The sequence below is a fragment of the Paenibacillus ihbetae genome (assembly GCF_002741055.1).
Classification (GTDB): Bacteria; Bacillota; Bacilli; order Paenibacillales; family Paenibacillaceae; genus Paenibacillus_AQ; species Paenibacillus_AQ ihbetae.
Genome location: NZ_CP016809.1, coordinates 306,372 through 331,275, shown reverse-complemented (window position 1 = coordinate 331,275; position 24,904 = coordinate 306,372). Strand labels below are relative to the sequence as shown.

Below are 24,904 nucleotides of genomic sequence, written 5' to 3'. Positions count from 1 at the left end.
CACAACATTCACAAAAGGCGGGGGAACAAATGAAAAAATCAATTGTCGGACTAACCTCGATGCTCTTGAGCGCCGTTCTTGTCATGTCAGCCTGCGGAGGCGGTAAAGCAGCCGAGCAAGGCAGCGAGGCGGCAGGTGAACAAAAGGACCTCACGGAGCTGACGGTCGTGCTGCCGGTGGCAGGCTCCATCCCGAAGGACATGCAGCAGGTCGAGGAGGCCATTAACAAGATCACGGCCGAGAAGATCCAGGCCAAGGTCAAATTTGAGCATATCTCGGTTGGAGACTGGGAGCAGCAGACCAATCTGATGTTTGCAAGCGATGAGAAAATGGATCTGCTATACTTATCCGGCTACAACTTCAGCAATATCGTGGCGAAAGGTCAGCTGAAGCCTCTGGATCAATTGCTTGAGCAGCATGGCCAGGGGATCGCCGACGCCTTGGGTAAAGATTATTTGCAAGCCACGCGCATCGGCGGCGAGATATACGGAACGCCGACGGTGCGGGATTTGGCGGCCAGCTATGGGCTGACGATGAGCAAGGAGCTGGTTGATAAATACAAAATCGATGTTGCCTCGATCAAGACGCTCGATGACGTGGAAGCCGTGCTGCGGAAGGTCAAGGAAGGAGAAGGTCCTACCATGACACCGCTGGTTACCGGTGCTGCGGGGCAATCGTTCCGAGAGAATTATGTCAACTACGATAGTCTGAATGACACGATCGGTGTTCTTCCAAATTATGATAACGGCCTTAAGATTGTCAATTATTACGAAACGAAGGAATATGCCGACTTTGTCAAGAAGATTCGCGGTTGGTATCAGGACGGGCTGATTCCACAGGATATGGCCACTACGCAGGCAACGCGGTTTGACATGATCAAGGCTGGCAAAGCCTTTGCCTATATGGCTATGCAAAAACCCGGCTTCGCGGAAAGCGAGAAGAAGCTGTCCGGGCTCGAACTGGTCACTGCAGAGCTCGTACCTCCTGTAGCTACGACGAGCACCGTAACGGGCGCGATGTGGGGCATTCCGGTCAATTCCGAAAACCCTGAGAAAGCGATGGAATTTTTGAATCTGATGTACACCGACAAGGATATCGTGAACCTGTATGACTGGGGAATCGAAGGGACCCATTATGTAAAGGTGGACGGCTTTGACAATGTGATCGATTATCCGGAGGGTGTTGATTACAACTCGGTGGGTTATAAAATGCCGCTTGGCTGGCTGTTCGGGAATCAGTTCCTGTCTTATGTCATGAATGGCGACGATCCGGAAATTTGGTCCAAGATGGATGAATTCAACAAGAGCTCCAAGCGCTCGAAAGCGATGGGCTTCCTGTTTGATGCTTCTCCGGTGAAGACCGAGTATGCAGCCGTAAGCAACGTCATTACGCAATATAAAATGCCGCTGGAGACAGGCAGTGTAGACCCGGAGGAGATTTTGCCGGAGTTCATTTCCAAATTGAAATCGGCCGGAATCGATAAGATTATTGCGGAGAAGCAGAAGCAATTGGATGAGTGGGCTAAAACCAACGGCGTAAAGTAAAACATCATGTGTTCGGTCACGGGTTACCCCGTGACCGTTTCTATTTTATATAGTGAAGGGGACATGTTATTAAGCTCATTGATCAAGTAAAGCATGAACGGCAGGCTGCGCAAGGCTATATCCTTGGCAGCCTGCTTTTTTCTTGCTGGCATAGCGCATCCAAGGGAACAGGGATGATCCAGCGCCGTTTTCTGTCCTTGGTTCAACTCAACTGACGCTGAAGTCGGGAAAGCACAAATGTGAAGTCGTTTAAGCGGTAGTGACCCGGCTGTCCGCTCTTTAAAATGAAGGTATAGATACGGCTATAAAGCCGCAGAAGGGGGGAAGTGCGGTGACAAGTACAACACGCCGTAAGGGACGCAGATCCCTACGGAAGTACATTCCGCTATACATCATGATGTTGCCGGGGCTTATCTACCTGCTCATTAACAATTATTTGCCGCTGTTCGGTCTAAGCATTGCTTTCAAGGACGTGAACTACAGCAAAGGGATATGGGACAGTGACTGGATCGGCTTCAAAAACTTTGAGTACCTGTTCAAGACCGATGATGCGTTCATCATCACGAGAAACACGATTCTATATAATGCTGCGTTTATCGTGCTCGGTTTGATCGTTTCGGTCGGCATCGCGATTTTGCTGAACGAGATCCGAAATAAGGTGGCATCCCGCTTTTATCAAAGCGTCATCATCTTGCCGTTTCTCATCTCCATCATTATTGTCAGCTACCTGGTGTACGCCATGTTCAGCGTGAACACCGGAATGGTGAACAAGACGCTGCTGCCGGCGCTTGGGCTTGACCCGATTTCATGGTATGCCGAGCCGAAATATTGGCCGTTTATTCTGACCTTCGTCCATATCTGGAAGGCAGCGGGATATTCCTGCATCGTATATCTTGCCGCCATCATCGGCATCGATCCGGAATATTACGAGGCCGCTAAGCTGGACGGGGCCTCCAAATGGATGCAGATCCGCAAGATTACGCTGCCGATGATTACGCCGGTGATTACCATCTTGACACTGCTAGGCATCGGGCGCATCTTCTATTCCGACTTCGGATTGTTCTACCAGGTGCCGATGGATTCCGGAGCTTTATTCTCCACCACCAACGTCATCGATACTTACGTATTCCGCGGGTTAATGCAGCTCGGCGATATCGGGATGTCCTCGGCGGCGGGGTTCTATCAGTCGCTGGTCGGCTTCGTTCTCGTACTGGTGTCCAATTATGTCGTGCGGAAAATTGATATAGACAATGCTTTGTTCTAAGGAGCGATCCATATGAAAAACGAATCCCGCGGCCTGCAATGGGCTGCGCATATCATTCTGATTGTTTTTTCCCTGGCGTGTATTCTTCCGTTCGTCCTGCTGTTTATCTCTTCAATCACGGATGACCACACGATTGCGGTTGAGGGCTACTCGTTCTTTCCCTCCAAGTTAAGCCTTGGCGCTTATGAATATTTATGGAGAGAATCGGCACAGATCCTTCATGCATACGGGATTACCATCCTGATTACGGTGATCGGCACGAGCGCAAGCCTTGTCATGACTTCGCTGCTGGCCTATCCGCTATCCCGCAAGGATCTTCCCGGCGGCGTCGTGCTGTCGTTCATCGTGTTCTTTACGCTGCTGTTTAACGGGGGACTGGTTCCGACCTATCTGGTCTATACCCAGCTGTTCGATTTGAAAAACACGCTGCTTGCCCTGTTGATCCCCTGGCTGCTCATGAATGGCTTCAACGTGCTGCTGATGCGGACCTTCTTTGCCACCACGATCCCTTCGGCGGTGCTGGAATCGGCCAGCATGGACGGTGCCGGGGAGTTCAGGATGTATTACAAGATCATTCTGCCGCTGTCGCTGCCGATTATGGCGACGGTCGGCATGTTCCAGGGGCTGGCATACTGGAACGACTGGAATAACGGATTGGTCTTTGTAACGGATCCGGAGCTGTTCAGCCTGCAAAATCTTCTGAACCGGATAATGAGCGATATCCAGTATTTGACCCGCAACAGCAGCATGAATTCAGGGAATGCACTGGAGCAGCTGCCAAGCGAGACATTCCGGATGGCCGTGGCCGTCATCGGCGTCCTGCCGATCCTCGTCGCCTATCCGTTCTTCCAGAAATACTTTGTTAAAGGCATGACGATCGGTGCGGTAAAGGGCTGAACCAGAACGTATAAAACAAGATGACCAAGGACAGGAGTGAAGTCGAAATGATAGGAAATTGGCATTGCATCATCGACAAACCGCGAATGAAAATACAGTTTAAAATCAGCAAAAAAGCAGACTACACCCTCGATGCCGTCATGGAGCCCCTTCCGGTACCGCTCTCATTCCCCGACGTTACGGTGCAGGGCAGCCAACTACGGGGACTGGGGAAAGTGTTTTGGAAGCCGGATGAGGATCTTTCCGTCCAGCTGTCGTTCGACGGGGATTCGTTCACCGGCGAGCTTCGCATCCCCTCGTTCGGGAGCTTCCCCCTTCAAGGTGAAAGGGGGCGGGGTCCCTATCTAGCGCAATCCTTGCTGGAGGAAGCAGCGGTGCATCGAAAGAGCGGGGTACGGGAGCGTACGGACGAAGAGATTGCAGAGGCAGTGGAAGCATTGCTTGCCGACATGTCGCTGGAGGAGAAGGTTGGTCAAATGTGCCAGTGCCAGGCCTCCAATTTCTCCTTCGGGAATGCCGTGGAATCCGACCCGCCCGAGAAGCTGATTGCCGAGGGCAGGGCAGGATCGGTACTGGGAGCGTTTGACATTACAAGAGTATATGAATTGCAGAGAATAGCCGTCGAGCAATCGCCGCACGGCATTCCGCTGCTGTTTCATGCGGACGTCATCCACGGCTCGCAGACCATTTTTCCAATTCCGCTGGCATGGTCCTGCAGCTGGGACATGGAAGCGATCCAAGAAGCGTGCGCGATCGCCGCTAAGGAGGCCAGCGCTTCCGGTACGATATTCAATCACGGCCCGATGATCGACATTACCCGTGATGCCCGCTGGGGCAGAGTATCGGAAGGAGCCGGCGAGGATCCGTTTTTAGGGGCGTTAATTGCCAAAGCTCAAGTTGCAGGGTACCAAGGAGCGTCTCTGCATAACGAAGAGACGCTGGTCGCCTGCCTGAAGCACTTCATTGCCTATGGTGCAGCAGAAGCCGGCAGGGATTATAACAGTGTGGACATCTCGGAGGGCACGCTGCGAAACGTGTACCTTCCGCCGTTTAAGGCTGCACTGGAAGCGGGAGCCGGCTCGGTAATGAACGCCTTTAATATTTATCAGGGCGTCCCGGTTGCGGCTAATATGTTCGTCCTGAAAGAGCTGCTGCGGGAAGAGCTGGGCTTTGACGGAATCCTGATTTCCGATTACGGCTCGGTTGACGAGATTCGGATTCACGGACACGCGAAGGATACGAAGGAGGCTGCGCTAAAAGCAGTTCATGCCACGATGGACATCGAAATGGTGACGCGTGCTTTCGATCATCTTCCCGCGCTCGTTAAGGAAGGCCAGGTGAGCGAACGGCAAATCGATGATGCTGTTCGCCGCATTTTATATGTGAAGTACAAAACCGGTATAATGGACGACCCATATCGATATATTCGCCCTGAGAAAGAAATGGAATACCACTTTAACGAAGCGCATCTGCAAGCAAGTCTGGAGTTGGCGCGCAAATCGGCCGTTCTGCTCAAAAATAACGGGGTGCTCCCGCTGGCAAAGGATACCGGCAAAATTGCGCTGATTGGCCCGTTTGCCGATAGCAAGGACCTGCTCGGACCGTGGCAGTTCTCCCGGTACGGCCATGAAACGGTGACCCTGTACGAAGGTCTGCTGGAGAAGGGCATCCCCGCGGAGCGTCTCCTCTACGCTCAAGGCAGCGGCGTGAATAAAGCGATTGACGGCGGAATCGAGGCTGCAATCATGCAGGCGAGAGAGGCCGATATCGTCGTCCTGGCGCTGGGTGAGAGCAGCGATATGTCGGGTGAAGCCGCTTCCCGCATGGATGTCATCATTCCCGAGGCGCAGCAGCGGCTGGCGGAAGCCGTGATCGCGGAAGGCAAACCGACGGTTCTTGTCCTGACGAACGGACGTCCGCTGGTCCTGGACTGGTATGACCGGCATGTCGATGCCATTCTGGAAACCTGGTTCCTAGGCTCGCAGGCAGGTCACGCCATCGCAGACGTGTTGACAGGAGATTACAACCCGTCAGGGAAGCTGACGATGAGCTTTCCTGCCCGCATCGGGCAGGTGCCGGTATACTACAACAGCTTTAACACCGGCAGACCGGTAACTGATACGAATGGAAAGGATAAATTCATATCCAAATACTTGGACGGACCGAATGACCCGTTATATCCATTCGGATATGGGCTGAGCTATACGACTTTCGATATATCGGATATCACCCTGGACCGACGCGAAATGACGGCGGACGATACGATTACGGTCACGGTGAATGTGACGAATACGGGCGGTGTTTCCGGGGAGGAAACCGTTCAGATGTACATTCAGGACTGCTGCGGGAGTATTGTAAGACCGGTTAAAGAGCTGAAGGGCTTCCAGAAAGTATGGCTGGAACCGGGAGAGAGCCGGGAGGTTACGTTTACGATTAAAGTCGAGCAATTGACGTTCTGGTCGCCGGCTTCCGGCTACGCGGCTGAGCCCGGCACATTCAAGGTATACATCGGCTCCAGCAGCCGGGATCTATCGGATGAGTTAGAGTTTGAATTGCTGGATGAATTGAATCATAACGGGGAGGAATTGAATTGAGCGATCAGCGGGATTTGAAGGCACTGGTTTCGCAGATGACCTTGGAGGAGAAGGCTAGTCTTTGCTCCGGTAAGGACAATTGGCATACGAAAGGGATCGAGCGGTTGGGCATTCCATCCGTTATGGTGACGGACGGACCGCACGGGCTTCGCAAGCAGCGGGCCTCGGCCGACCATCTGGGCTTGTTCGACAGCGTGCCTGCAACATGTTTTCCGTCGGCGGCGGGCGTAGCGAGCTCATGGAACCGTGACTTGATCTACCGGATGGGCGAAGCGCTGGGCAGAGAATGCCAGGCGGAGAACGTAGCCGTACTGCTGGGGCCAGGGGCTAATATCAAGCGTTCGCCCCTGTGCGGACGAAACTTTGAGTATTTCTCTGAGGACCCTTATTTATCATCCGAGATGGCGACTTACCATATCAGAGGGGTGCAGAGTCAAGGGGTCGGGACCTCACTCAAGCATTTTGCGGCCAACAACCAGGAGCATCGGCGGATGACGTCGGACTCGGTGGTCGACGAGCGGACACTGCGTGAAATTTATTTGGCGAGCTTTGAGGGCGCCGTCAAGCAAGCACAGCCGTGGACGGTGATGTGCTCCTACAATAAAGTGAACGGAGAATTTGCTTCCGAGAATGAGACGCTGCTGACCGATATTTTGAAAAACGAATGGGGCCATGACGGCTTTGTCATTTCGGACTGGGGTGCGGTTAATGAGCGGGCCAAGGCACTTGCTGCCGGAATGGAGCTGGAGATGCCGTCAAGCCACGGCGAGGGGGATGCGAAAATTGTAGAAGCCGTAAGAAACGGCCAGCTGCCCGAATCCAAGCTGGACGCTGCGGTGGAGCGTCTGCTTGCCGTGATCTTCAAGGCCGTAGATCAGCGAAAGCCTGATGCGGCCGTAGATCAGGCGGAGCATCACCGTCTGGCTCGCGAGGTGGCTCAAGAGAGTATGGTGCTGCTTAAAAATGAAGGCGGACTGCTGCCTTTGGCCCGAAGCGGCCGCATTGCCGTCATCGGCGAATTAGCTAAAGAGCCGCGCTATCAGGGCAGTGGCAGCTCCAAGATTCGTCCGACCCGGCTGGACGATATCTTAGAGGAATTAGAGGCATCGGCTGGCGATGCGAAGATCCGTTACGCGCCCGGCTATAAACTGAACGAAGAGGACATTGACCCGCAGCTGCTTCAGGAAGCGCTTGCCCTCGTATCCGAGGCTAGCGTTGCCGTAGTCTTTGCCGGGCTGCCAAACCGTTATGAATCGGAAGGCTTCGACCGGAAGCATCTGCGGATTCCGCCGAATCAGATCGCTCTGATCGAAGCAGTAGCAAAGGTGCAGCCGAATCTGGCAGTGGTGCTCAGCAACGGCGCACCAGTGGAAATGCCGTGGCTTGGAGAAGCCAAGGCGGTGCTGGAGGCGTATCTGGGCGGGCAGGCGCTTGGCGGAGCAATCGCCGACATTCTGTTCGGTGACGCGAATCCGTCCGGAAAGCTGGCCGAGACGTTCCCGGTTAGGCTGAGCGACAATCCCTCGTACTTGTTTTTTCCGGGGGAAGGCGACCGTGTCGAATACCGTGAAGGTTTGTTTGTCGGGTACCGCTATTATGACTCGAAAAAGCTGGCTCCCCTGTTTCCTTTCGGGCACGGGCTGAGCTACACCACATTCGAATACTCGAATCTGACGGTTGATAAAAAGCAGCTGAAAGATCGAGAGAAGCTCACCGTTACCGTTGATGTGATGAATACGGGAGCCCGACTTGGCAAGGAGATCGTTCAGCTCTATGTGCATGATATGGAGAGCAGCGTGATTCGGCCTGAACAGGAGCTGAAAAGCTTTGACAAGGTGGAATTGGCGCCGGGTGAAGCAAAGACCGTTACCTTCGAGCTGGATCGCAGAAGCTTCGCCTATTATGACGTTGAGCTGAAGGACTGGGTCGTCGAGAGCGGCAAATTTGAAATTCGAATCGGCAAGTCCTCCCGTGACATCGTCCTTACGGAGATCGTTGAAGTACAATCCACAACCGTGCGAAAGATCGTATTCCATCGCAACTCTACCGTATCGGACTTGAAAATGACCGCCAAAGGCGCGGCTTTCGTAGAGGATTTTATCGGCAAGCTTCCGTTTGCATCCGCCATTGAAGACAGTTCCCATGCGGAAATGTTCCGGGCGTTCCTGGATGCCCTGCCATTGCGCGGCTTGTTATCGTTCAGCGGCGGCAAAACAACAGAAAAGCAGCTGAATGACCTCATTGACTTTCTGAATAGCTGATTGGTACAGCCATCATATGAAATTGCTCCTCGCGTGGTCGAAAGAGGGAAAGGAAGTGTCATTGATTCGATGAAACAAGAGCAACTCATGCCGCTGTATCCAATGCCGCGTCTGGTGAAATGGTTGGGTGGACAGAGAAGCTGGTCAGCCAGCGTTACGTATGACATTCAGGAACGAGCCGTTGCAGATATGGAGCGGGTGAGACTGAATGGTCGATTGGAACAGGCACTGGCAGACTCTTCCCGGCAAGCTGCTTACACAGATACGCCCGTTCATATAAGGGTCTCTTTAAAGGAAGGATTACACCAAGAAGGCTATGTGCTGCAATGGGATGAAACGGGTCTCCATATCGAATACAGTCAACCGGCCGGGTTGAATTATGCGGTGGTTACCTTGGAGCAGCTTCTTTCTCGCCAAGGCCTTACATGGAGTTGCTTCCGAATAGAAGATGAGCCCGATTACCCGGTGCGCGGCTTGATGCTGGATATCGGACGGAGCAAAATTCCGAAGCTGACCGAGCTGTTCCAGCTGATTGACCAGATGGAGAGGTTAAAGCTGAATCATCTGCAGCTGTATATGGAGGGATACTGTTTCGAATATGAACAGCATAAGACGGCGTTCCCTGAAAGCACGCCAATGACTGCGGAAGAATTCCGGAGATTGGATGCATACGCTGCGAGTCGATTTATCGATCTCGTGCCGAACCAGAATTGTCTGGGTCACATGGGAGACTGGCTGAGCAAACCTGCGTACCGTGAGCTTGCGGAGCATCCGGACGGAATGCCGATTGAAGCTCCGTTTCGGTTGACGTTCCCTCCCACCACTTTGAATCCGGTTGACCCGCGTTCCCTAGATTTAATCCGGGGGATGTTTGACGAATTGCTGCCGGCGTTCACATCCGATTGGGTGAACATCAATTTGGATGAGCCGTTTGGTCTTGGGTCCGGCAAAAGCAAGGAGCGCTGCGCTGCAATCGGATTGGGTCCGCTGTATATGGAGTATGCAGAGGGCGTGATTGAGATCGTTCGAAGCCATGGAAAGAGAGCGATGATGTGGGGAGATGTATTGACCCGCCATCCGGAAGCAGCCAGACGGATCCCGGACGATGTGACGATCCTCGATTGGAATTATGACAGCAGCATTTCCTTTGCCGAGCATTGCAGCATGCTCCAAAAGAACGGAATCTCCTATTACGTCTGTCCCGGAACGAGCTCCTGGTCCTCCCTGTCGGGACGAACCGACAACATGCTGAACAATATCGCCGACGCAGCAATTCAAGGCCGGAAACACGGAGCCGGTGGGCTTATCGTGACCGACTGGGGCGATAACGGACATTGGCAGGTGCCGGCGATCAGCTATCCGGGGTATGCCTACGCAGCCGGGTTAAGCTGGTATACGGAGGGTAATCTGCAACGGGAAAATGAGTTGGAGAGCTATCTGTCGGAGTACGTATTTAAAGACGCCAGCGGTGAGATCGGGCATTTCCTGATGGAATTGGGACGGTACTACCATTTGGAGAACAGCTCGCTCGATAACGGTACCTATCTGAGTGCTTTGCTGACCCGCGGATTAAAGAGCCGGGAGCAGCTGGTGAAAGAGCTTAGCTTGTTTTTGCGGATATTTGCAGAGCTTAATGGTGAGACGGCCAACCCGTTTCAGCTGGATTTTCAATACCGTGACATCCTGGATTGGCTGGAGAAGCGTAAAGAACAGCTGGAAAGACTTGATCTTCAAGCTCCCGATGCCAATGTCATTACAGACGAGCTGAGGAATACCCTGAGGTTGATCGAACAGGCGGTTGGGATTCACCGATATATGTGCCGGATCGATATGACTGGAGCTGAGGATGAGCGGCGCTGCCTGATCGGGCTGAAAGCTGACCTCGAGACAGCGCTCGATGAGTTTAACAGACTATGGCGGATCCGCAATAGGGAGGGAGGGCTGGCAGCAAGCAATACAGCACTGTACAGACTGCTTGCCCAGTATGAAGAGATTTTGACGGCTCAGTAAATAATTGTTCGCAGAACCTATGAATATTGTTTGTGAATTGGAGTGGAATGCCGCTGGATAATGAATGTAATAAATTTCTTGAAAAAGCCGCCAATTGGCGGCTTTTTTGTATTATAGGCCAGCTAGAATTCGCCGGTGGACCTCTTAAACACGAGTGACGGTTGGAGTTGATTGTCAAATACTGATGAAGGTTATAAGTATCTTTCGACGCTCTATCGGATGGCAACAGAGCTTTTCAGACCGATGGCCCATGATATTTTTGCATACAAGATGATTGACGAACGTACTAACAAGAAAATGAAGCAAAGGGAGGCGAGTCAAATGGTGAGCATGGCAAGCATAGTTAAGGAAAAACTGGATTTCAGGAGCGGCGAAGCTGCGTGCCTCGGTTATTTGTACCGCAAACCATCGGCAAGTCCGAAGCCTTGTATCATTATGGGGGCAGGCTTCGGCGGGACGCAGGATACGCCAAGTATGATTGCGGTCGCAACGGCTTTGGCAGAAGCGGGGTATCACGCCTTTACCTTCGACTATCGCCATCTTGGGGAAAGTGAAGGCGAGCCAAGGCAGTTGGTGAGCGTTCCGGGGCAGCAGGAGGATTTTCTATCAGCGATACGTTTCATTAAGGAGCATCCGCAAGTGGACAAAACTCGCTTAGGATTATGGGGCTCATCGCTCGGAGGCGGGCATGTCATCTCGGTAGCTGCTAAGTCGAAGGAAATCGCTGCAGTCATTGCTCAAATCCCGTTCAATGGATTTCCTAAACAAAGCGGGCGTTCCTTATGGCAAACCTTGAAGCTTCTGCACATCATCCGCAAGGACTGGAGGCGTGGACAGAAGGGGCTCTCCCCGCTGTATATTCCCGCTGTCGGATCAAAAGGGGAGCTCGCAGTGATGACAGGGGATGAAGCGGCCAAAACGATTGCCGGCATGCAATCCAAAACCTGGCGAAACGAAGTCGCTCCACGCGGGATTGTTGAAATGATCAAATATAAGCCAAGCCATGCTGCGAATAAAATCGAAGCCGCTGTTCTAATTTGCTATGGCGAGTACGATCGGGAAACACAGGGCCCCCAAACGGAAGAGCTTATTAGAAGCATCCCCCATGCTGAGGTTAAGGCCTACCCCGTTTCGCATTTCGAATTTTACGAGCCTGGTATCCGGGAACAGATTATTGCCGATCAGATCGATTTTCTCCGGCGAAGCTTCACGTGAAATTGCTGTATTTATTTGCAGATTTCAACTGGTGAATGCAAAGGTTACGGCAAGAAATCCAGAAAACGTTTGGAAGCAGCAGAAAGTGGTACGCCTCTTAGGGTGGCTACACCAACGTGTCGTACGGGGATTGGTGGATCCAGTGGGATCTCAATGAGTTTTCCCAATGTCAATTCCTCAGTGATAAACTCACGAATCATGAAAGTAAGACCAAAGCCTCTTTGAGCGAACTGGACCAGCAGATCGAGGCTACCCAGCTCAAACTCTGGAATCAGCTTAACGCCATTTGATAACGCGTAATGATCAAGAAATGTGCGAGTATGACTTCCTGATTCCAGGAGTAACAGCGGGTAATTTCCAAGCTCAGGTAATGTAATCGTCTTTTTGGCGATATCAGAATACTTCTGATTTCCAACAAGACAATCTTGAATCGCCGTACTTGTTCGAATATTAATATGCGGGTCTGTCCCTGGTAAATTTACGATTCCGAAGTCGATCTTCCCCTCTTTCAATAGGGTAATCGTTTCAGGCGTCGTTCGATTGGTAACATGGATTCGAATGTCCGGATATTGTTTATGAAATCTCTCCAGATGCGGGAGTAAATAGTACTTACACAACGTATCGCTTGCCCCAATGCTGATTGAACCAGAGGATAATTCGTGCATTTCGGAAATTTTCTTTTCCCCGGAATCGATTAAATGAAATGCTTGTTCAATGTAGTTGTATAAAACCTTTCCCTCGGATGTTAAAGTTACACCTTTCGCTGTTCGAAAAAATAACGGGCCACCAAGACTCCCCTCCAGTTGTTTGAGCGTATGACTAATCGCAGGTTGTGTAATGTGGAGCTTTTGAGCGGCCTTTGTTAAACTGCCCAGCTTAGCAGTCCAGTAAAAAGCGCGGTACCATTCCATATTGAATTGCAATTTATATTACTCCTTCTTATGCCTGTCATTATTAATATCAATTTTATTTATGATCATACGGGAGATTATAATGATTACCGTAAAGAAAAACAAGTGTGAAGGAGATAAACGATGGCGGTTACGGTTATTGTTGGTGCGAACTGGGGAGATGAAGGTAAAGGTAAAATGACCGATGTGCTTGCGGCAAAATCATCATATGTCGTTCGGTATCAAGGCGGGAGTAATGCAGGGCACACAATTATTAATGACTACGGCAAATTTGCTCTACACATGCTGCCATCTGGCGTTTTCAATCCCAATGTTATGAATGTTATTGGTCCTGGAGTTGCTTTAGATGTTGAATCGTTTTTTAAAGAACAAGAAGAGCTGCTTCTAAAAGGTGTTCCAGAGCCAAAGTTATGTATATCGGATCGGACACAAATCGTACTTCCGATTCACCGCTTGTTTGATCAATTAGAAGAGGAGAGACTGGGCGAACGAAGTTTTGGATCAACGAAGAGAGGAATTGCACCCTTTTATTCAGACAAATATGCAAAACTGGGGATACAGGTATCGGACCTATTCAATGAATCAAGACTTCGGAATCGATTAGAGCACATACTAGAAACGAAGAACATCCTTCTTGAGCATTTATATCACCATCAACCGATCCAGATGGATGTAATGATGGATGAAATCTTAAACCAAGCCGAAAAATTACGGCCCTTTATCAGGGACACATCCAGAATGCTTCATGATGCTCTTGCCAAGGGAGAAAGTATATTGTTGGAAGGGCAGCTTGGGGCACTTCGCGACCCGGATCATGGAATTTATCCATATTCCACTTCTTCGTCAACGTTAGCAGGCTTCGCCCCTGTAGGTGCCGGCCTGTCGACTTATGCCATTACAAATATAATTGCAGTTGTAAAAGCCTACTCAAGCTGTGTGGGTGCTGGTCCGTTTATATCGGAATTGGATGGACCAGCTGCTGAAGAATTGCGCAGACGAGGCGGAGACGCCGGAGAATATGGAGTTACGACGGGGCGTCCGAGACGAGTAGGTTGGTTTGATGTGGTCGCAACTCGTTATGGATGCATGGTGCAGGGAGCTAATCAGGTCGCATTGACGAACCTGGATGTACTCGGGTACCTGGATCAGATTCCGGTCTGCGTTGGCTATAAGCTGCAGGACGGTACGATCACGGATCAGTTTCCGGTGAGTGCACAGCTGGATCATGTCCAACCGATATTTGATTACTATCCCGGGTGGAAATGCGATATCTCTGCTGCAAAGTCTTTTGATGAGTTACCTCATAATGCCCAGCAATACGTCGACTTCGTTGAATCAGCGGTCAATGTGAAAGTAACTTATGTTTCCGTAGGACCTAAGCGGGAGCAATTAATAGCAAGAGATGTATAGTACGTTCGCCCCGCAACTAATCCATTTACCCAATATAAAAATCATCAAAAGTCGCCAATGCAGGCGACTTTTTGTTTTACACGCTAAGAAACCTTTTTCTTTACGTTAAATAATGAATCAATACTTCAACCTGACACATTGTGATGAAATAATAGTTGCATAAACCAACTAAATACAGTTATTATGTATGTAGTTGGCAAATAAAACTAATGGAGTCGAAGTACATGAAACCTGAAGTTCTTCAACATGGAGCATACGGAAAAGAAGTTACAGCACTTAATCGCCATTTGCAATTATTGCTTTCTCCACGGCTCGCTGCTCTTCAGCTGGGCTTTGGTCAGCATATGTTTTTATTGATGCTGTCCCGGAAGGAAGGGATGAATCAGAAGGCGCTGAGCGAGCAGCTGCTGCTAGACAAGACCACGACGGCAAAGGCGATCCGTAAGCTGGAGCTCGAAGGCTATGTTCGCAAAGAGATGGATCCCGCGGATTTACGCAACCATCAACTTTTTCTTACGGATGCGGGAAAGGCTGTCGTGCCGAAGATTGAGGAGGCATTAGCGGAGGTGATGGAAATTGGCATCGAAGGGATGTCCGTAGAGGAATATGGCGAATTCATGCGGCTGCTGAAGATGGTGTTGAACAATTTTGACAAGCACGCTCAATCCAATCGTTAATCATGCTTGAATGATATGGGGGAAGCATATGCGTATAACCGTAATCGGCTCAACGAGTCCAACCGGACTGGAGGTTTTAAGGAACGGCATCGCCAGAGGATATGAGCTGGTCGCGTTCACAAGACGGCCGAGCTTGTTAAGCACGAATCCAGGTATAAACCAGATCGTCACCGGAGATGGAGTCCATCTGTCCGACCTCCAGCAAGCAATCAGCGGTAGCGATGGAGTGATTGCGATCGTAGGCGGGAAAGCCAATGTCGCCAAAGTCATGCGAAATATCATTAAGGCTATGGAAGTAGCCGAGGTCGGGAGGCTGGTGTTTGTCAGTTCATACCTGCTTGAAGCCAAGCGACCATGGCCTACCGTTCCCGTAGCGAGATGGATCTTTCGCCGGGAAATGGGGCAGCTGAACGAAGCGGAGCACGTGATCCGGAATTGCAGCTTGAACTGGACGATTTATCGGCCGACGCAGCTAAACGACAAACCCGCCACGGGTCGTTGGCGAATCCAGGAACGTGGGAACGATTTTACCACAGGCCCGTATCAAATTTGCCGAGCGGATTTAGCCGCTGCATTGGTGGAGGCCGTAACGCAGGATACAAACGATCGAGGTATTTATAGTGTAACTTGGGGCAAGTAACAAGGAGGAAACGAAATCGCCATGGATTACCTGTATCTATCCCTGTTAGTCATTCATATTTCTTCGGCCATCTTCGGTGTTGGTCCGGTGTTCTTATTCAATATGATTCTGAGAAGAGCGAAGACGGCTGATCAGCTGCGGTATGCTCACCACATCGTGGAGAAGCTGAACAAAAATGCGAATCTGTCCTTCGGCATCCTCCTCGTCACGGGCTTGATTTTGGGCTGGATGAGCCCCTACTTGTTTCGGCAGATGTGGTACATTGCGTCGATTGTGCTGTTCCTAATCTCAGGCTTTTACGCGATTCTGGTCGTTGAACCGATCTTAAAAAGACTTCATCAGATCGCGAGCCAGTCAACCTCGGGAGAAGTTTCTCAGGAATACAAGCAGCTGTTCCGGAAGAAACAAGCCCGCGATATGCTTGCAAATCTAATGGCCATCGCAATCATTCTTCTTATGATCATTAAGCCCGTATTCTAGAGATGCAAGGATATACCCGGATCAAGTCGCGAAACCTCGCGGCTTTTTTTATTTTGACTGCTGGTTAACCATAATTGCTCTAGGCTTGGCTTTATTATTCTATGGTGCCGGTATAGGTATCATCCGATATTGACTACATGACTCATGATGAATTGACAAGGTGATCCAAAGTGTATATGTTATATATATACAGTATATACTCAATTAACGGAAATGAGGTGAGCGGTCATCAACATTATTTTGTCTAACGCATCGAGCGATCCGATTTACATACAGATCATGAATCAGATCCGCCAGAGCATCCTGAACGGTGAATTGAAGGCCGGCGATAGCCTCCCCTCGATACGGCAGCTGGCCAAGGATCTGCAGGTTAGCGTAATTACAACTAAGCGCGCTTATGAAGAGCTCGAGAAGGAGCAGCTCATTGACACGGTTGTAGGCAAAGGATGCTTTGTATCCGGGGCAAATAAAGATTTTATACGGGAGCAGCGAATGAAACGATTGGAAGAGAAAATGATGGAAGTCATTCGGGAAAGCAAGGAATTAAGCATGAGTCAGCAGGATGTCATTGATCATCTGACATTATTGTTTGAGGAGGAACAGACGCCATGAATGCCATAGAAATACGAAACCTAACCAAAGCATACCCGCTATTCACCGTCGATGATGTATCTTTGGATGTTAAGCAAGGATATATTACCGGCCTGATTGGTCCGAACGGCGTAGGCAAGAGCACTTTGATCAAGATGATGCTGGGCATCGTCCGTCCGGATTCCGGAAGCGTGAAAATACTAGGCTGCGAAATGCCTAAACAAGAAATTGACATCAAGCAGCGGATCGGGATCGTATCGGATGACTGCTTCTACTATGAGCATCTGACGATTCATGATACGAAAAAGCTGGTCGCTCCTTTCTACCACAAGTGGAATGACAGCAAGTTTAAGGGCTATCTCGACCAATTCGAGCTGTCTCCCAAGAAGAAGATCGGGGATCTATCCAAAGGAATGAAGATCAAGTTTGCCCTTGCCGTTGCTCTATCGCATGAGGCCGAGCTTCTTATTATGGATGAGCCGACTTCTGGTCTCGATCCGGTCTTTAGGAGGGAGATGCTTGATCTGCTTGCGGATATGATGCAGAACGAGAGGAATTCCATCATTTTCTCGACCCATATCACGACGGATCTGGACCGAATCGCGGACTATATTACCTTCATCAATCGCGGGAAGATTGTATTTAATGAAGCGAAGGAAGATGTGCTTGAGCGATACGCGCTCGTAAAGGGGGATATACGGCTGCTTGATTCGGATATTCGAAAAGAATTTATCGGGATTCGAGAGACAGCCGTCGGTTTTGAGGGGTTAGTCGATAACAGGCACAACGCTTCACAATTGTTCGGGACTCACGCAGTATTGGAAACCCCGTCCCTGGAAGACATCATGTATTTCACGGCCAAAGGAGGGCGGGTTCATGCTTAATCTGCTGCGCAAGGACTTTATCGCCTTAAAAAGCTCCTTATGGATGACTTTATTTTATCTGGCGGTGTTCAGTGCTGCCCTTATACCACGGAGCGAATTCTCGCTTTACTTTGTCGGAATCTATACTGCATTCGCCTCCGTTAGTCTTGTGACGATGATCGATATCAAGAACAATAATCATCATTTTCTGGTCACGCTGCCGGTCAGCCGCAAGCATATTGTACAGGCGAAATACATCACGGCGATCCTGTTTATGCTGTTCGGCGTCCTTGGTTCCTTGGGTATTCACTGGTTTGTAAAGCTTGCATTCCCGCAGCTTAACAAGCCGGATTATACGGTGTTGGACATCCTGGTCCCAATGGGGATACTGCTAGTATTAACTTCCATATACATGCCTCTTTTCTATGCACTTAGTAAAAAAGGAGCCGGCATCATTAACGCTGTCTTTTTAATCGCGCTCATTATTATGGCACAGCCCACTGCGTTCATGATGACATTGCTGAACGAGAATCACATGATGAGCAATAATGTATTGTTTATGGCTGCAGCCGGTATCTTGCTGCTATTCATCGCTTCCTATTATGTGGCGGTCACCCTGTTCTCGAGAAAGGACATGTAAGAAGCTGTGCCATGCCATGCCTTCGCATTGTCCCGGCCTTTTTTTGCCGAACCTAGCTTTTGCTGCAAACGGCGGTCAACTTTTTACTTTTAAAGGAGATTACGCATTATGAAAGATACATCACATACAAGCCGGTCTTATCGCAGAAAAGAGTGGATGTTTATTCTTGCAGGACTTGTTGTTCTGCAGCTGCTATTCATCGCCTTCGATCATGCTTCGTGGACGCCGGTTAAAGTGAAGGAAGGGTCCTTGTTTGAAGACCTTTCGCAAGCCAAGCTATTTACGGAATGGTTCACGCCTTATAGAACAGCTTCGCATAATCTATTCACCGCAATCATTGCCGTTACGCTGCTTCCGGCAGGCCTAATAGGGGCCGTGAAGGATCTATCAACCAGAAAATGAACGCGCTGCAAGAGAAGGAGCAAGTGCTCCAGTTCTAGGTCAATATGGGGGGGCTTCTACTTCTAGTACATCATCTATATCCCGATTTTCAAAGGTATTATGAAAGGACATTCCAGGAGGTTGTATGGGTGTCCTTTTCTCATTGCGAGGCCTAGCGGCTTTGATATCCTTGAAAAAATGTGCGTATAATAGGCTGTATGAAGGGAGGAGCAGCATATTCGCTACCTTTATGAATTTATAGAGCATCAGGAAGATCTGCCGATCAAGCTCTTCGTGAACAGCGTGAAGCATATTCATTTTCACTGGCATAAAGAGGTGGAAATCGTCTATGTTCTCCAAGGCTCCGTCATCATGTACCTTGATCAGAAGCAGTATACGCTCCATGAGGATGATGTCATTGTCGTGAACAGCATGTCGGTGCATCAAATCGAGCGGACAAGCCAAGATAATGTGCTGCTAACGCTGCAGTTTGGTCCTGAATGGTTGAACAATCAAGCGTTTATATCGTGCAATTCTGCTGCGGATCCGGAGCAGAACCGGCAGCTGCAGGTCATCAAGCAAAATCTCGCGCAGATGGTATGGGAGATCAACAAGAAGGCACCGGGTTACCAAAGCTACACGATGGGAACCTTGCAAACGTTGTGCGGCGGTCTGCTGCGGTATTTTGCGGATGGAACGAATCCCGCAGCCGAAGAGGGCAGCAGAGAGTACGACTATAAGAGGCTGAACAGGGTCCTTACGTATGTAAACCAGCATTATAATGAGAAGATTACGCTTCAGACCATGGCAGATCTGGAGCATTTGAGCCTGCATTATTTCTCGCACTTCTTTACGGATAAAATCGGCATCCCCTTCCAGAAGTATTTGACGTTGGTTCGCCTGGAGAAGGCGCTAGCCCAGCTTGCCGGAAGCGAGAAAAGCATAACGGAAATCGCGCTCGATTGCGGCTTTGCCAACGTGAAGCTGTTTAATAAATATTTTAAAGAAAAGTACGGCTGCACCCCGAGCTCCTATCGTGATGCCTTGCTTGCCGAAGCAGCCGATCGGCCGGACCGCAAGCCGTTAACTTACGATGAATCCTCAAGCGGCGACTATTACGAGATGGATACATGGAATGCCATGGGGACGTTATATCGGTATCTGGATGCTAGAGCGGACACGAAGCTCGATGCGCTAAACCCATCATCTCGGCTTGCGCCGGAGCGGCAGTTGATCGAGATCCAAGCCGATGGGCCCTCGGCAAGATATGAACAGCATTGGAATGTCACGACAACCGCAGGCAGGGCAATCGAAGGGTTAAGGGAAGACTGGCGCCGGCAGCTGCGTGAACTAAAAGGGCATATTCCGTTCCGGTATATCCGTTTCCACGGCGTATTTAACGATGAAATGATGGTGTACAGTGAGAAAGAAGACGGAGCTCCTGTATATAATTGGTCATATGTCGACAAGCTGTATGATTTTCTCCTGGAGCAGGGAGTGAAGCCGTTCGTCGAGCTCAGCTTCATGCCGAGCCAGCTTGCCCGTTCCAAGGAAACGATATTCTGGTGGAGAGGAAATATTTCACCGCCTGCCGATCAAACCAAGTGGGACGCGCTGGTGCGGGAGTTCGTGCGCCACTGCCTGAATCGATATGGGGCGAAGGAAGTGGAAAGCTGGTACTTCGAGGTATGGAATGAACCGGATTTGTCCGGGGTGTGCTGGGCCGGAAGCAAGGAGGAATACTTTGCTTTTTATGCATCGACGGTTCGGGCGATCAAATCGGTCTGGCCTCAGCTGAGGACAGGGGGACCTGCGATGGGCTATGGATCGTTATGGAATGATCCTTGGGCGGATGAGTTTATGGATTATTGCAGGGAACAGGAAGTGCCTCTCGACTTTTTTTCGTTCCATATTTATTCGGAATACCCTCGGCTTAAGGAAGAAAGGGAGCATCTGACCAAGATCATGCCCCCTTCATTTTATAGGGAAAGCATTGACCGCTTGCGGGGGAAAATGGAAGCCGCCGCCTATGGCGACGTGGAGCTTCATATCACGGAATGGAATTTCTCCATGTACGACCGCAACTTGCTGCATGATACGATGTTTATGGCCCCTTTTGTCATTTATCATGCGATGAACACGCTGGGCGCGGTGAAAGCATTGGCCTTCTGGTCCTTTACCGACGTCTTCGAAGAAAGCACGGTGCCGACTTCACCGTTCTACGGAGGATTTGGCTTGATCAACCGGGACGGGCTCAAAAAGCCGAGCTATTATGCCTTAGAGCTATTGCAAAAGCTGGGCGATGAGCTTCTGGTGCGAGGGGATGGTTATGTGGGAACGCGAACCAGGGATGGCAGCATGCAGTTTCTGTTCTATCACTACGTACATGTGGATCCCCTGTTTTCAAGCGGCGACTGGTCCGAACTGTCCAGCACGAACCGTTACGATGTGTTTGAGGAAAAAGGAAACCGAAACTTCGAGCTGTCGCTAAGCGGGCTTACCGGAACCTTTAAATGTACCAGTTATTGGTTGGACCGGCAGCATGGATCGGTGTTTGACGAATGGATTGACATGGGAGCTCCCGAATTCCTCTCGGAGGAAGAGCTCGCCTATCTTAATAAACGAAGCGGGCCTGTCATTCGGACAGAGCTCCTCCAGCAGGATAACTGGCGTAAAGAAATTGTACTTCCGCCCCATGGCGTCATGCTGCTAACATTGGACCGGCAGTATTAGTTTGAATCGAATCTTGGATCAACAAGACATCCCTTTTTATTAAAAGGGGTGTTTTTTGCTGTTTATTTTCAAGAGTGATACACAAGCTAGAACGGAAGAGACGAACTAGGCAAAATATGCCCCCCTTCACGACAACTTAAAACAAGAAAGCGTTGCCACGGAGGCCCTATACTAAAGATACAGCCGCACAAGAATGACAGGAGGGAAAACAAGATGAAGCGTTTCATGAAATGGATGACAGAATCGTTTGCGCCTCGATTGGAGGCGTTTACGAACAATGCTTGGGTTTCATCTATTCAAGACGCCATTATGGTCGCGATTCCGATGATATTTATCGGCTCGATGATTACGTTGATTTCGATATTAAAGGATTTCTTTCCGGGGATGCCGGATCTATCACCGATCACGACATTTAGCTTTGGTCTGCTAGGTTTATTTATTTCGTTCTTAACGCCTTATATGGTCATGGAAAAGAGGGAGCGCCACAAAATCAAGCTGCTGGCAGGTATGACCGGCTTATCTTTATTCATCATGCTGCTTAACCCGACCATGAACGAGGATGGGACGGTCAAATTTATCCTTGAACGCTTTGGCGCGACGGGCATGATTACAGCACTGCTTGTGGGCGTCTTCGTAGCGGTGATCATGAATGTCTGCGGTAAATACTCCTTCTTTAAAACAGAGAGCTCGCTTCCTGAGTTCATTAAGGAATGGTTCGATTTTCTCATTCCGATCGCGATCATTTTAACTACAGGATGGGTCCTGGTTTACCAGCTCCACTTTGATATTTTTGCACTCATCGTAAATGCATTTGAACCTCTTAATGCTGTGGGGCAAAGTCTCATCGGGTTCGTATTGTTTAACTTTATCGGCGTTGTTCTGTACTCCTTCGGGGTCAGCCCGTGGGTGTTGATGCCGATATGGTATACCATTTGGATTCCGGCTATCGAGGAGAATGCCGCTCTAGTAGCAAAAGGACTGGACCCGGTCAATATCAATACCTTTGAAACCTTTTTCTCGGGATGGCTGGGCATCGGAGGTATGGGAGCTACTTTGCCGCTCGCCGTCTGGTTCCTGCTTGCCAGATCGAAAAAGCTGAAGTCCGTCGGTAAAGCGACGATTATCCCCTCCCTGTTTAATATTAACGAGCCGGTCGTCTACGGAGCGGTTGCTTTCAACCCGCTGCTCATGGTTCCGATGTGGATTAATGGTCTTATAACGCCGATCATTGTGTATTTGGCGCTCGATATGGGGCTGGCGAGAATTCCAAGCCAAATCTTTCAATTGTGGTATACCCCGATCGGGCTGTCTACCTACATGATGTCCGGACTCGGCGGTCTTGTTCTTCTGGCCGTTGTCTTATTGATTGTATTCGCGGTATGGTTTCCGTTCTTCAAGCTGTATGATGCGCAAGAACTTAAGAAAGAGCGGGAAGCAAGCTCAACAAGTCATGTATAAAGGATGGATACCAAATGAACCGATCAATTCATGAATTAATTCAAGAAATGACGCTTACGGAAAAAGCATCCCTCTGTGCGGGATTGAATATGTGGATGACCAAAGGCATCGAGCGATTGAACATTCCGGCTGTGCATATGTATGACGGAACCAACGGGATCCGGAAAACGAACAGCGATGAAGAAATGGGCATTACGTCCGAGAATGTTCCGGCAACCTGCTATCCTACCGGTTCCGCCATCGGCTCCTCCTGGAACACCGAGCTGCTGCATGAAGTCGGGGTAGCGCTTGGACAGGAATCCAAGGAAATGGGCGTGGAGCTGCTGCTTGGCCCGGGCATTAATATGAAGCGGACGCCGCTTGGCGGCAGAAACTTCGAGTACTACTCGGAGGACCCCTGCTTAACAGGCGAGCTTGGCGCAGCCTTCATCAACGGGCTCCAAAGCGAAGGCGTGGGCGCTTCCCTCAAGCACTTCGCTTGCAACAATCAGGAGAACGAAAAAATGGTGACGAGCTCGGAGGTCGACGAACGGACGCTGCGCGAAATTTATCTTAGCGCTTTCGAACGGATCATTAAGAAGTCCGATCCCTGGACCGTCATGTGCTCATATAATTTGCTCAATGGCAGTTATACAAGCGAAAACGAGCATTTGCTTCATGATATACTGAGAGAAGAGTGGGGCTACGAAGGTGTCGTGCTGTCGGACTGGACCGCCGTCAATGACCGGATTCGCGGGCTTAAGGCCGGTCTTGATCTTGAAATGCCGGGGCCGGCTCACTACAATACGAAGGCAATTGTGGAGGCTGTGGAGGGCGGAGACCTCTCCGAAGAGAAGCTTGATCAAAGCGTTGCCCGTATTCTAAAGCTTGTAGAGCGAGCGACAGCCCCGAAAGAAACGGTCTCGGGCACTGTTCAAGACTACCACGCGCTTGCGAGAAAAGCAGCAGCCGAGAGCATCGTGCTGCTCAAGAACGAGAACGGTATTCTCCCTATACAGCCGGAATCCGCACCATCGATTGCAATCATCGGCCGTTTTGCGAAGAAGCCAAGAATCCAAGGGGCCGGCAGCGCAGAAGTTACGCCAACGCGGGTCGATATTCCGTGGGATGAAATTAAGGAGCTGGCGGGAGAGTCGGTCACGCTAAGCTATGCTGAGGGATATCCCGCAGATGACTCCATTCGCGAGGACCTGATTAAGGAAAGCGCGTCGTTGGCGGCGACATCCGATCTAGCCGTATTGTTCGTCGGCCAGCCGGAATATGCGGAATCCGAGATGCATGACTTGAAGAGCATTAACCTCCCAGAGCACCAAGTGAAGCTCATCCAAGCCGTTGCAGCCGTTCAGCCGAACTGTGTCGTGGTAACAAGCAGCGGGAACGCGCTTGCGATGCATCCATGGGTGCAGCATGTGCCTGGGGTCATCCATTCCTGGTTGACGGGGCAGGGTATGGGCAGAGCCATTGCCGAAATCCTGTTCGGACACACGAACCCTTCCGGCAAGCTGTCGGAGACCTTCCCGGTCAAGCTGTCGGATAACCCATCGCATATGCGGATTCAGGGAGAAAACGGCAAGCTGTATTATCGTGAAGGACTGTTTATCGGCTATCGTTATTACGACCGTAAGGAAATGGCTCCGCAGTTTCCGTTCGGACATGGTTTGTCGTACACAAAATTTAAGTACACGGATCTTCAAGCGGTACAGCATGAGAAGGGAATTACCGTTACCCTCCAATTGGAGAATACCGGAAAGCGCTCCGGGAAGGAAACCGTTCAATTGTATGTCCATGATGAGGAATGCAAATGGGTGCGTCCCGAGAAGGAGCTTAAAGCTTTTGCCAAAATCGAGCTCGCGCCGGGCGAGAAGGAGAAGATCGTCTTTGAGCTTGAAGAAAGAGATTTTGCCTATTACAACACGAAATACAATCGCTGGGTAGCAGAAAGCGGATATTTCCAACTCTGCGCAGGCAGCTCGTCCCGCGATATCCGAGTGACACACCGACTGTTCTGCGACTTCGGCAAGGAGGAAATCACGTTCCATAAATTCAGCTTGCTTAATGAGTGGGTGAGCGACCCGATCGCGAAGAACGTGCTGGAAGAGTGCATCGATGAAATGAACAAGCATGTTAAGGACAAAGTATCTCTCCAGGATGAATTCCTGGGATTTTGGGAGGACTTCCCGGTCATTAAAATCTTCCAGATGTTCGGGCAAAGCTGGATGATGGAGCGGTCTCCGGATGAGGTCGTCAGCGAGCTTATCGGACGGGTTAACGAGAAACGGCTCGAGGCGCAGCAAGCTAAACCATTATAACCTTATCTTGCAGAAATAAATGATAT

Annotated in this window: 19 protein-coding genes; 18 read left to right on the top strand and 1 reads right to left on the bottom strand. The window is 50.2% G+C overall.

Annotation, left to right across the window (positions count from 1 at the left end; translation table 11 throughout):
- Positions 1–29 precede the first annotated feature (29 nt).
- From BBD41_RS01410 to BBD41_RS01380, 7 genes are all read left to right on the top strand, one after another.
- On the top strand, positions 30–1,544 hold the full coding sequence (locus BBD41_RS01410; protein ID WP_099476469.1) for an ABC transporter substrate-binding protein: 1,515 nt from the start codon (positions 30–32) through the stop codon (positions 1,542–1,544).
- Positions 1,545–1,938: 394 nt separating this feature from the next.
- Complete coding sequence (locus BBD41_RS01405; RefSeq protein ID WP_099480403.1) at positions 1,939–2,808, top strand: ABC transporter permease; 870 nt, start codon at positions 1,939–1,941, stop codon at positions 2,806–2,808.
- Positions 2,809–2,820: 12 nt separating this feature from the next.
- Entirely contained in the window at positions 2,821–3,705 is an 885-nt protein-coding gene (locus BBD41_RS01400; protein WP_099476468.1) for a carbohydrate ABC transporter permease, read from the top strand.
- 47 nt (positions 3,706–3,752) lie between these two features.
- Positions 3,753–6,299, top strand: a complete 2,547-nt coding sequence (locus BBD41_RS01395; protein ID WP_099476467.1) for a glycoside hydrolase family 3 N-terminal domain-containing protein — start codon at positions 3,753–3,755, stop codon at positions 6,297–6,299.
- 35 nt (positions 6,300–6,334) lie between these two features.
- Complete coding sequence (locus tag BBD41_RS01390) at positions 6,335–8,560, top strand: beta-glucosidase family protein (protein WP_099480402.1); 2,226 nt, start codon at positions 6,335–6,337, stop codon at positions 8,558–8,560.
- A gap of 69 nt (positions 8,561–8,629) precedes the next feature.
- The gene (locus tag BBD41_RS01385) at positions 8,630–10,570 is read left to right on the top strand and encodes a beta-N-acetylhexosaminidase (protein WP_099476466.1); all 1,941 of its coding nucleotides are present in this window, start codon (positions 8,630–8,632) and stop codon (positions 10,568–10,570) included.
- 321 nt (positions 10,571–10,891) lie between these two features.
- Positions 10,892–11,785, top strand: coding sequence for an alpha/beta hydrolase (locus tag BBD41_RS01380; RefSeq protein WP_157929254.1), 894 nt, complete (start codon positions 10,892–10,894; stop codon positions 11,783–11,785).
- A gap of 44 nt (positions 11,786–11,829) precedes the next feature.
- Here the strand turns inward: BBD41_RS01380 and BBD41_RS01375 are convergent, their stop codons facing one another.
- Positions 11,830–12,708, bottom strand: a complete 879-nt coding sequence (locus BBD41_RS01375) for a LysR family transcriptional regulator (protein ID WP_099476464.1) — start codon at positions 12,706–12,708, stop codon at positions 11,830–11,832.
- A gap of 111 nt (positions 12,709–12,819) precedes the next feature.
- Between BBD41_RS01375 and BBD41_RS01370 the strand changes: the two genes are divergently transcribed.
- From BBD41_RS01370 to BBD41_RS01315, 11 genes are all read left to right on the top strand, one after another.
- On the top strand, positions 12,820–14,106 hold the full coding sequence (locus BBD41_RS01370; RefSeq protein WP_099476463.1) for an adenylosuccinate synthase: 1,287 nt from the start codon (positions 12,820–12,822) through the stop codon (positions 14,104–14,106).
- A 224-nt stretch (positions 14,107–14,330) separates the two neighbouring features.
- Positions 14,331–14,783, top strand: coding sequence for a MarR family winged helix-turn-helix transcriptional regulator (locus tag BBD41_RS01365; RefSeq protein WP_099476462.1), 453 nt, complete (start codon positions 14,331–14,333; stop codon positions 14,781–14,783).
- A 28-nt stretch (positions 14,784–14,811) separates the two neighbouring features.
- Entirely contained in the window at positions 14,812–15,423 is a 612-nt protein-coding gene (locus BBD41_RS01360; protein ID WP_157929253.1) for an NAD(P)-dependent oxidoreductase, read from the top strand.
- Positions 15,424–15,444: 21 nt separating this feature from the next.
- Positions 15,445–15,903: a DUF2269 family protein gene (locus BBD41_RS01355; RefSeq protein ID WP_099476460.1), complete on the top strand. Its 459-nt coding sequence runs from the start codon at positions 15,445–15,447 to the stop codon at positions 15,901–15,903.
- Positions 15,904–16,131: 228 nt separating this feature from the next.
- Positions 16,132–16,515: a GntR family transcriptional regulator gene (locus BBD41_RS01350; protein WP_099476459.1), complete on the top strand. Its 384-nt coding sequence runs from the start codon at positions 16,132–16,134 to the stop codon at positions 16,513–16,515.
- A complete protein-coding gene (locus BBD41_RS01345; protein WP_099476458.1) occupies positions 16,512–17,378 on the top strand; it encodes an ABC transporter ATP-binding protein in 867 nt (288 codons plus the stop codon). Before BBD41_RS01350 ends, BBD41_RS01345 begins: the two co-directional genes overlap by 4 nt.
- On the top strand, positions 17,371–17,997 hold the full coding sequence (locus tag BBD41_RS01340; protein ID WP_077565944.1) for an ABC-2 transporter permease: 627 nt from the start codon (positions 17,371–17,373) through the stop codon (positions 17,995–17,997). The genes BBD41_RS01345 and BBD41_RS01340 overlap by 8 nt, the downstream gene beginning before the upstream one ends.
- Before the next feature lie 108 nt (positions 17,998–18,105).
- Positions 18,106–18,399 carry a YfzA family protein gene (locus tag BBD41_RS01335; RefSeq protein ID WP_077565946.1) on the top strand — a complete coding sequence of 98 codons (294 nt, stop codon included), beginning with the start codon at positions 18,106–18,108 and terminating at the stop codon, positions 18,397–18,399.
- A 282-nt stretch (positions 18,400–18,681) separates the two neighbouring features.
- Positions 18,682–21,111, top strand: a complete 2,430-nt coding sequence (locus BBD41_RS01325; RefSeq protein WP_237086991.1) for a GH39 family glycosyl hydrolase — start codon at positions 18,682–18,684, stop codon at positions 21,109–21,111.
- Positions 21,112–21,324: 213 nt separating this feature from the next.
- Entirely contained in the window at positions 21,325–22,569 is a 1,245-nt protein-coding gene (locus tag BBD41_RS01320) for a PTS sugar transporter subunit IIC (RefSeq protein WP_099476455.1), read from the top strand.
- A gap of 14 nt (positions 22,570–22,583) precedes the next feature.
- On the top strand, positions 22,584–24,878 hold the full coding sequence (locus BBD41_RS01315; RefSeq protein ID WP_099476454.1) for a beta-glucosidase family protein: 2,295 nt from the start codon (positions 22,584–22,586) through the stop codon (positions 24,876–24,878).
- Positions 24,879–24,904: the final 26 nt, after the last annotated feature.

Excerpts from the sequence above, each read along its gene's own strand:
- BBD41_RS01410 (WP_099476469.1), top strand. The coding sequence starts at position 30 with ATGAAAAAATCAATTGTCGGACTAACCTCGATGCTCTTGAGCGCCGTT.
- BBD41_RS01405 (WP_099480403.1), top strand. The coding sequence starts at position 1,939 with ATGATGTTGCCGGGGCTTATCTACCTGCTCATTAACAATTATTTGCCG.
- BBD41_RS01400 (WP_099476468.1), top strand. The coding sequence starts at position 2,821 with ATGAAAAACGAATCCCGCGGCCTGCAATGGGCTGCGCATATCATTCTG.
- BBD41_RS01395 (WP_099476467.1), top strand. The coding sequence starts at position 3,753 with ATGATAGGAAATTGGCATTGCATCATCGACAAACCGCGAATGAAAATA.
- BBD41_RS01390 (WP_099480402.1), top strand. The coding sequence starts at position 6,335 with ATGACCTTGGAGGAGAAGGCTAGTCTTTGCTCCGGTAAGGACAATTGG.
- BBD41_RS01385 (WP_099476466.1), top strand. The coding sequence starts at position 8,630 with ATGAAACAAGAGCAACTCATGCCGCTGTATCCAATGCCGCGTCTGGTG.
- BBD41_RS01380 (WP_157929254.1), top strand. The coding sequence starts at position 10,892 with ATGGTGAGCATGGCAAGCATAGTTAAGGAAAAACTGGATTTCAGGAGC.
- BBD41_RS01370 (WP_099476463.1), top strand. The coding sequence starts at position 12,820 with ATGGCGGTTACGGTTATTGTTGGTGCGAACTGGGGAGATGAAGGTAAA.
- BBD41_RS01365 (WP_099476462.1), top strand. The coding sequence starts at position 14,331 with ATGAAACCTGAAGTTCTTCAACATGGAGCATACGGAAAAGAAGTTACA.
- BBD41_RS01360 (WP_157929253.1), top strand. The coding sequence starts at position 14,812 with ATGCGTATAACCGTAATCGGCTCAACGAGTCCAACCGGACTGGAGGTT.
- BBD41_RS01355 (WP_099476460.1), top strand. The coding sequence starts at position 15,445 with ATGGATTACCTGTATCTATCCCTGTTAGTCATTCATATTTCTTCGGCC.
- BBD41_RS01345 (WP_099476458.1), top strand. The coding sequence starts at position 16,512 with ATGAATGCCATAGAAATACGAAACCTAACCAAAGCATACCCGCTATTC.
- BBD41_RS01340 (WP_077565944.1), top strand. The coding sequence starts at position 17,371 with ATGCTTAATCTGCTGCGCAAGGACTTTATCGCCTTAAAAAGCTCCTTA.
- BBD41_RS01335 (WP_077565946.1), top strand. The coding sequence starts at position 18,106 with ATGAAAGATACATCACATACAAGCCGGTCTTATCGCAGAAAAGAGTGG.
- BBD41_RS01320 (WP_099476455.1), top strand. The coding sequence starts at position 21,325 with ATGAAGCGTTTCATGAAATGGATGACAGAATCGTTTGCGCCTCGATTG.
- BBD41_RS01315 (WP_099476454.1), top strand. The coding sequence starts at position 22,584 with ATGAACCGATCAATTCATGAATTAATTCAAGAAATGACGCTTACGGAA.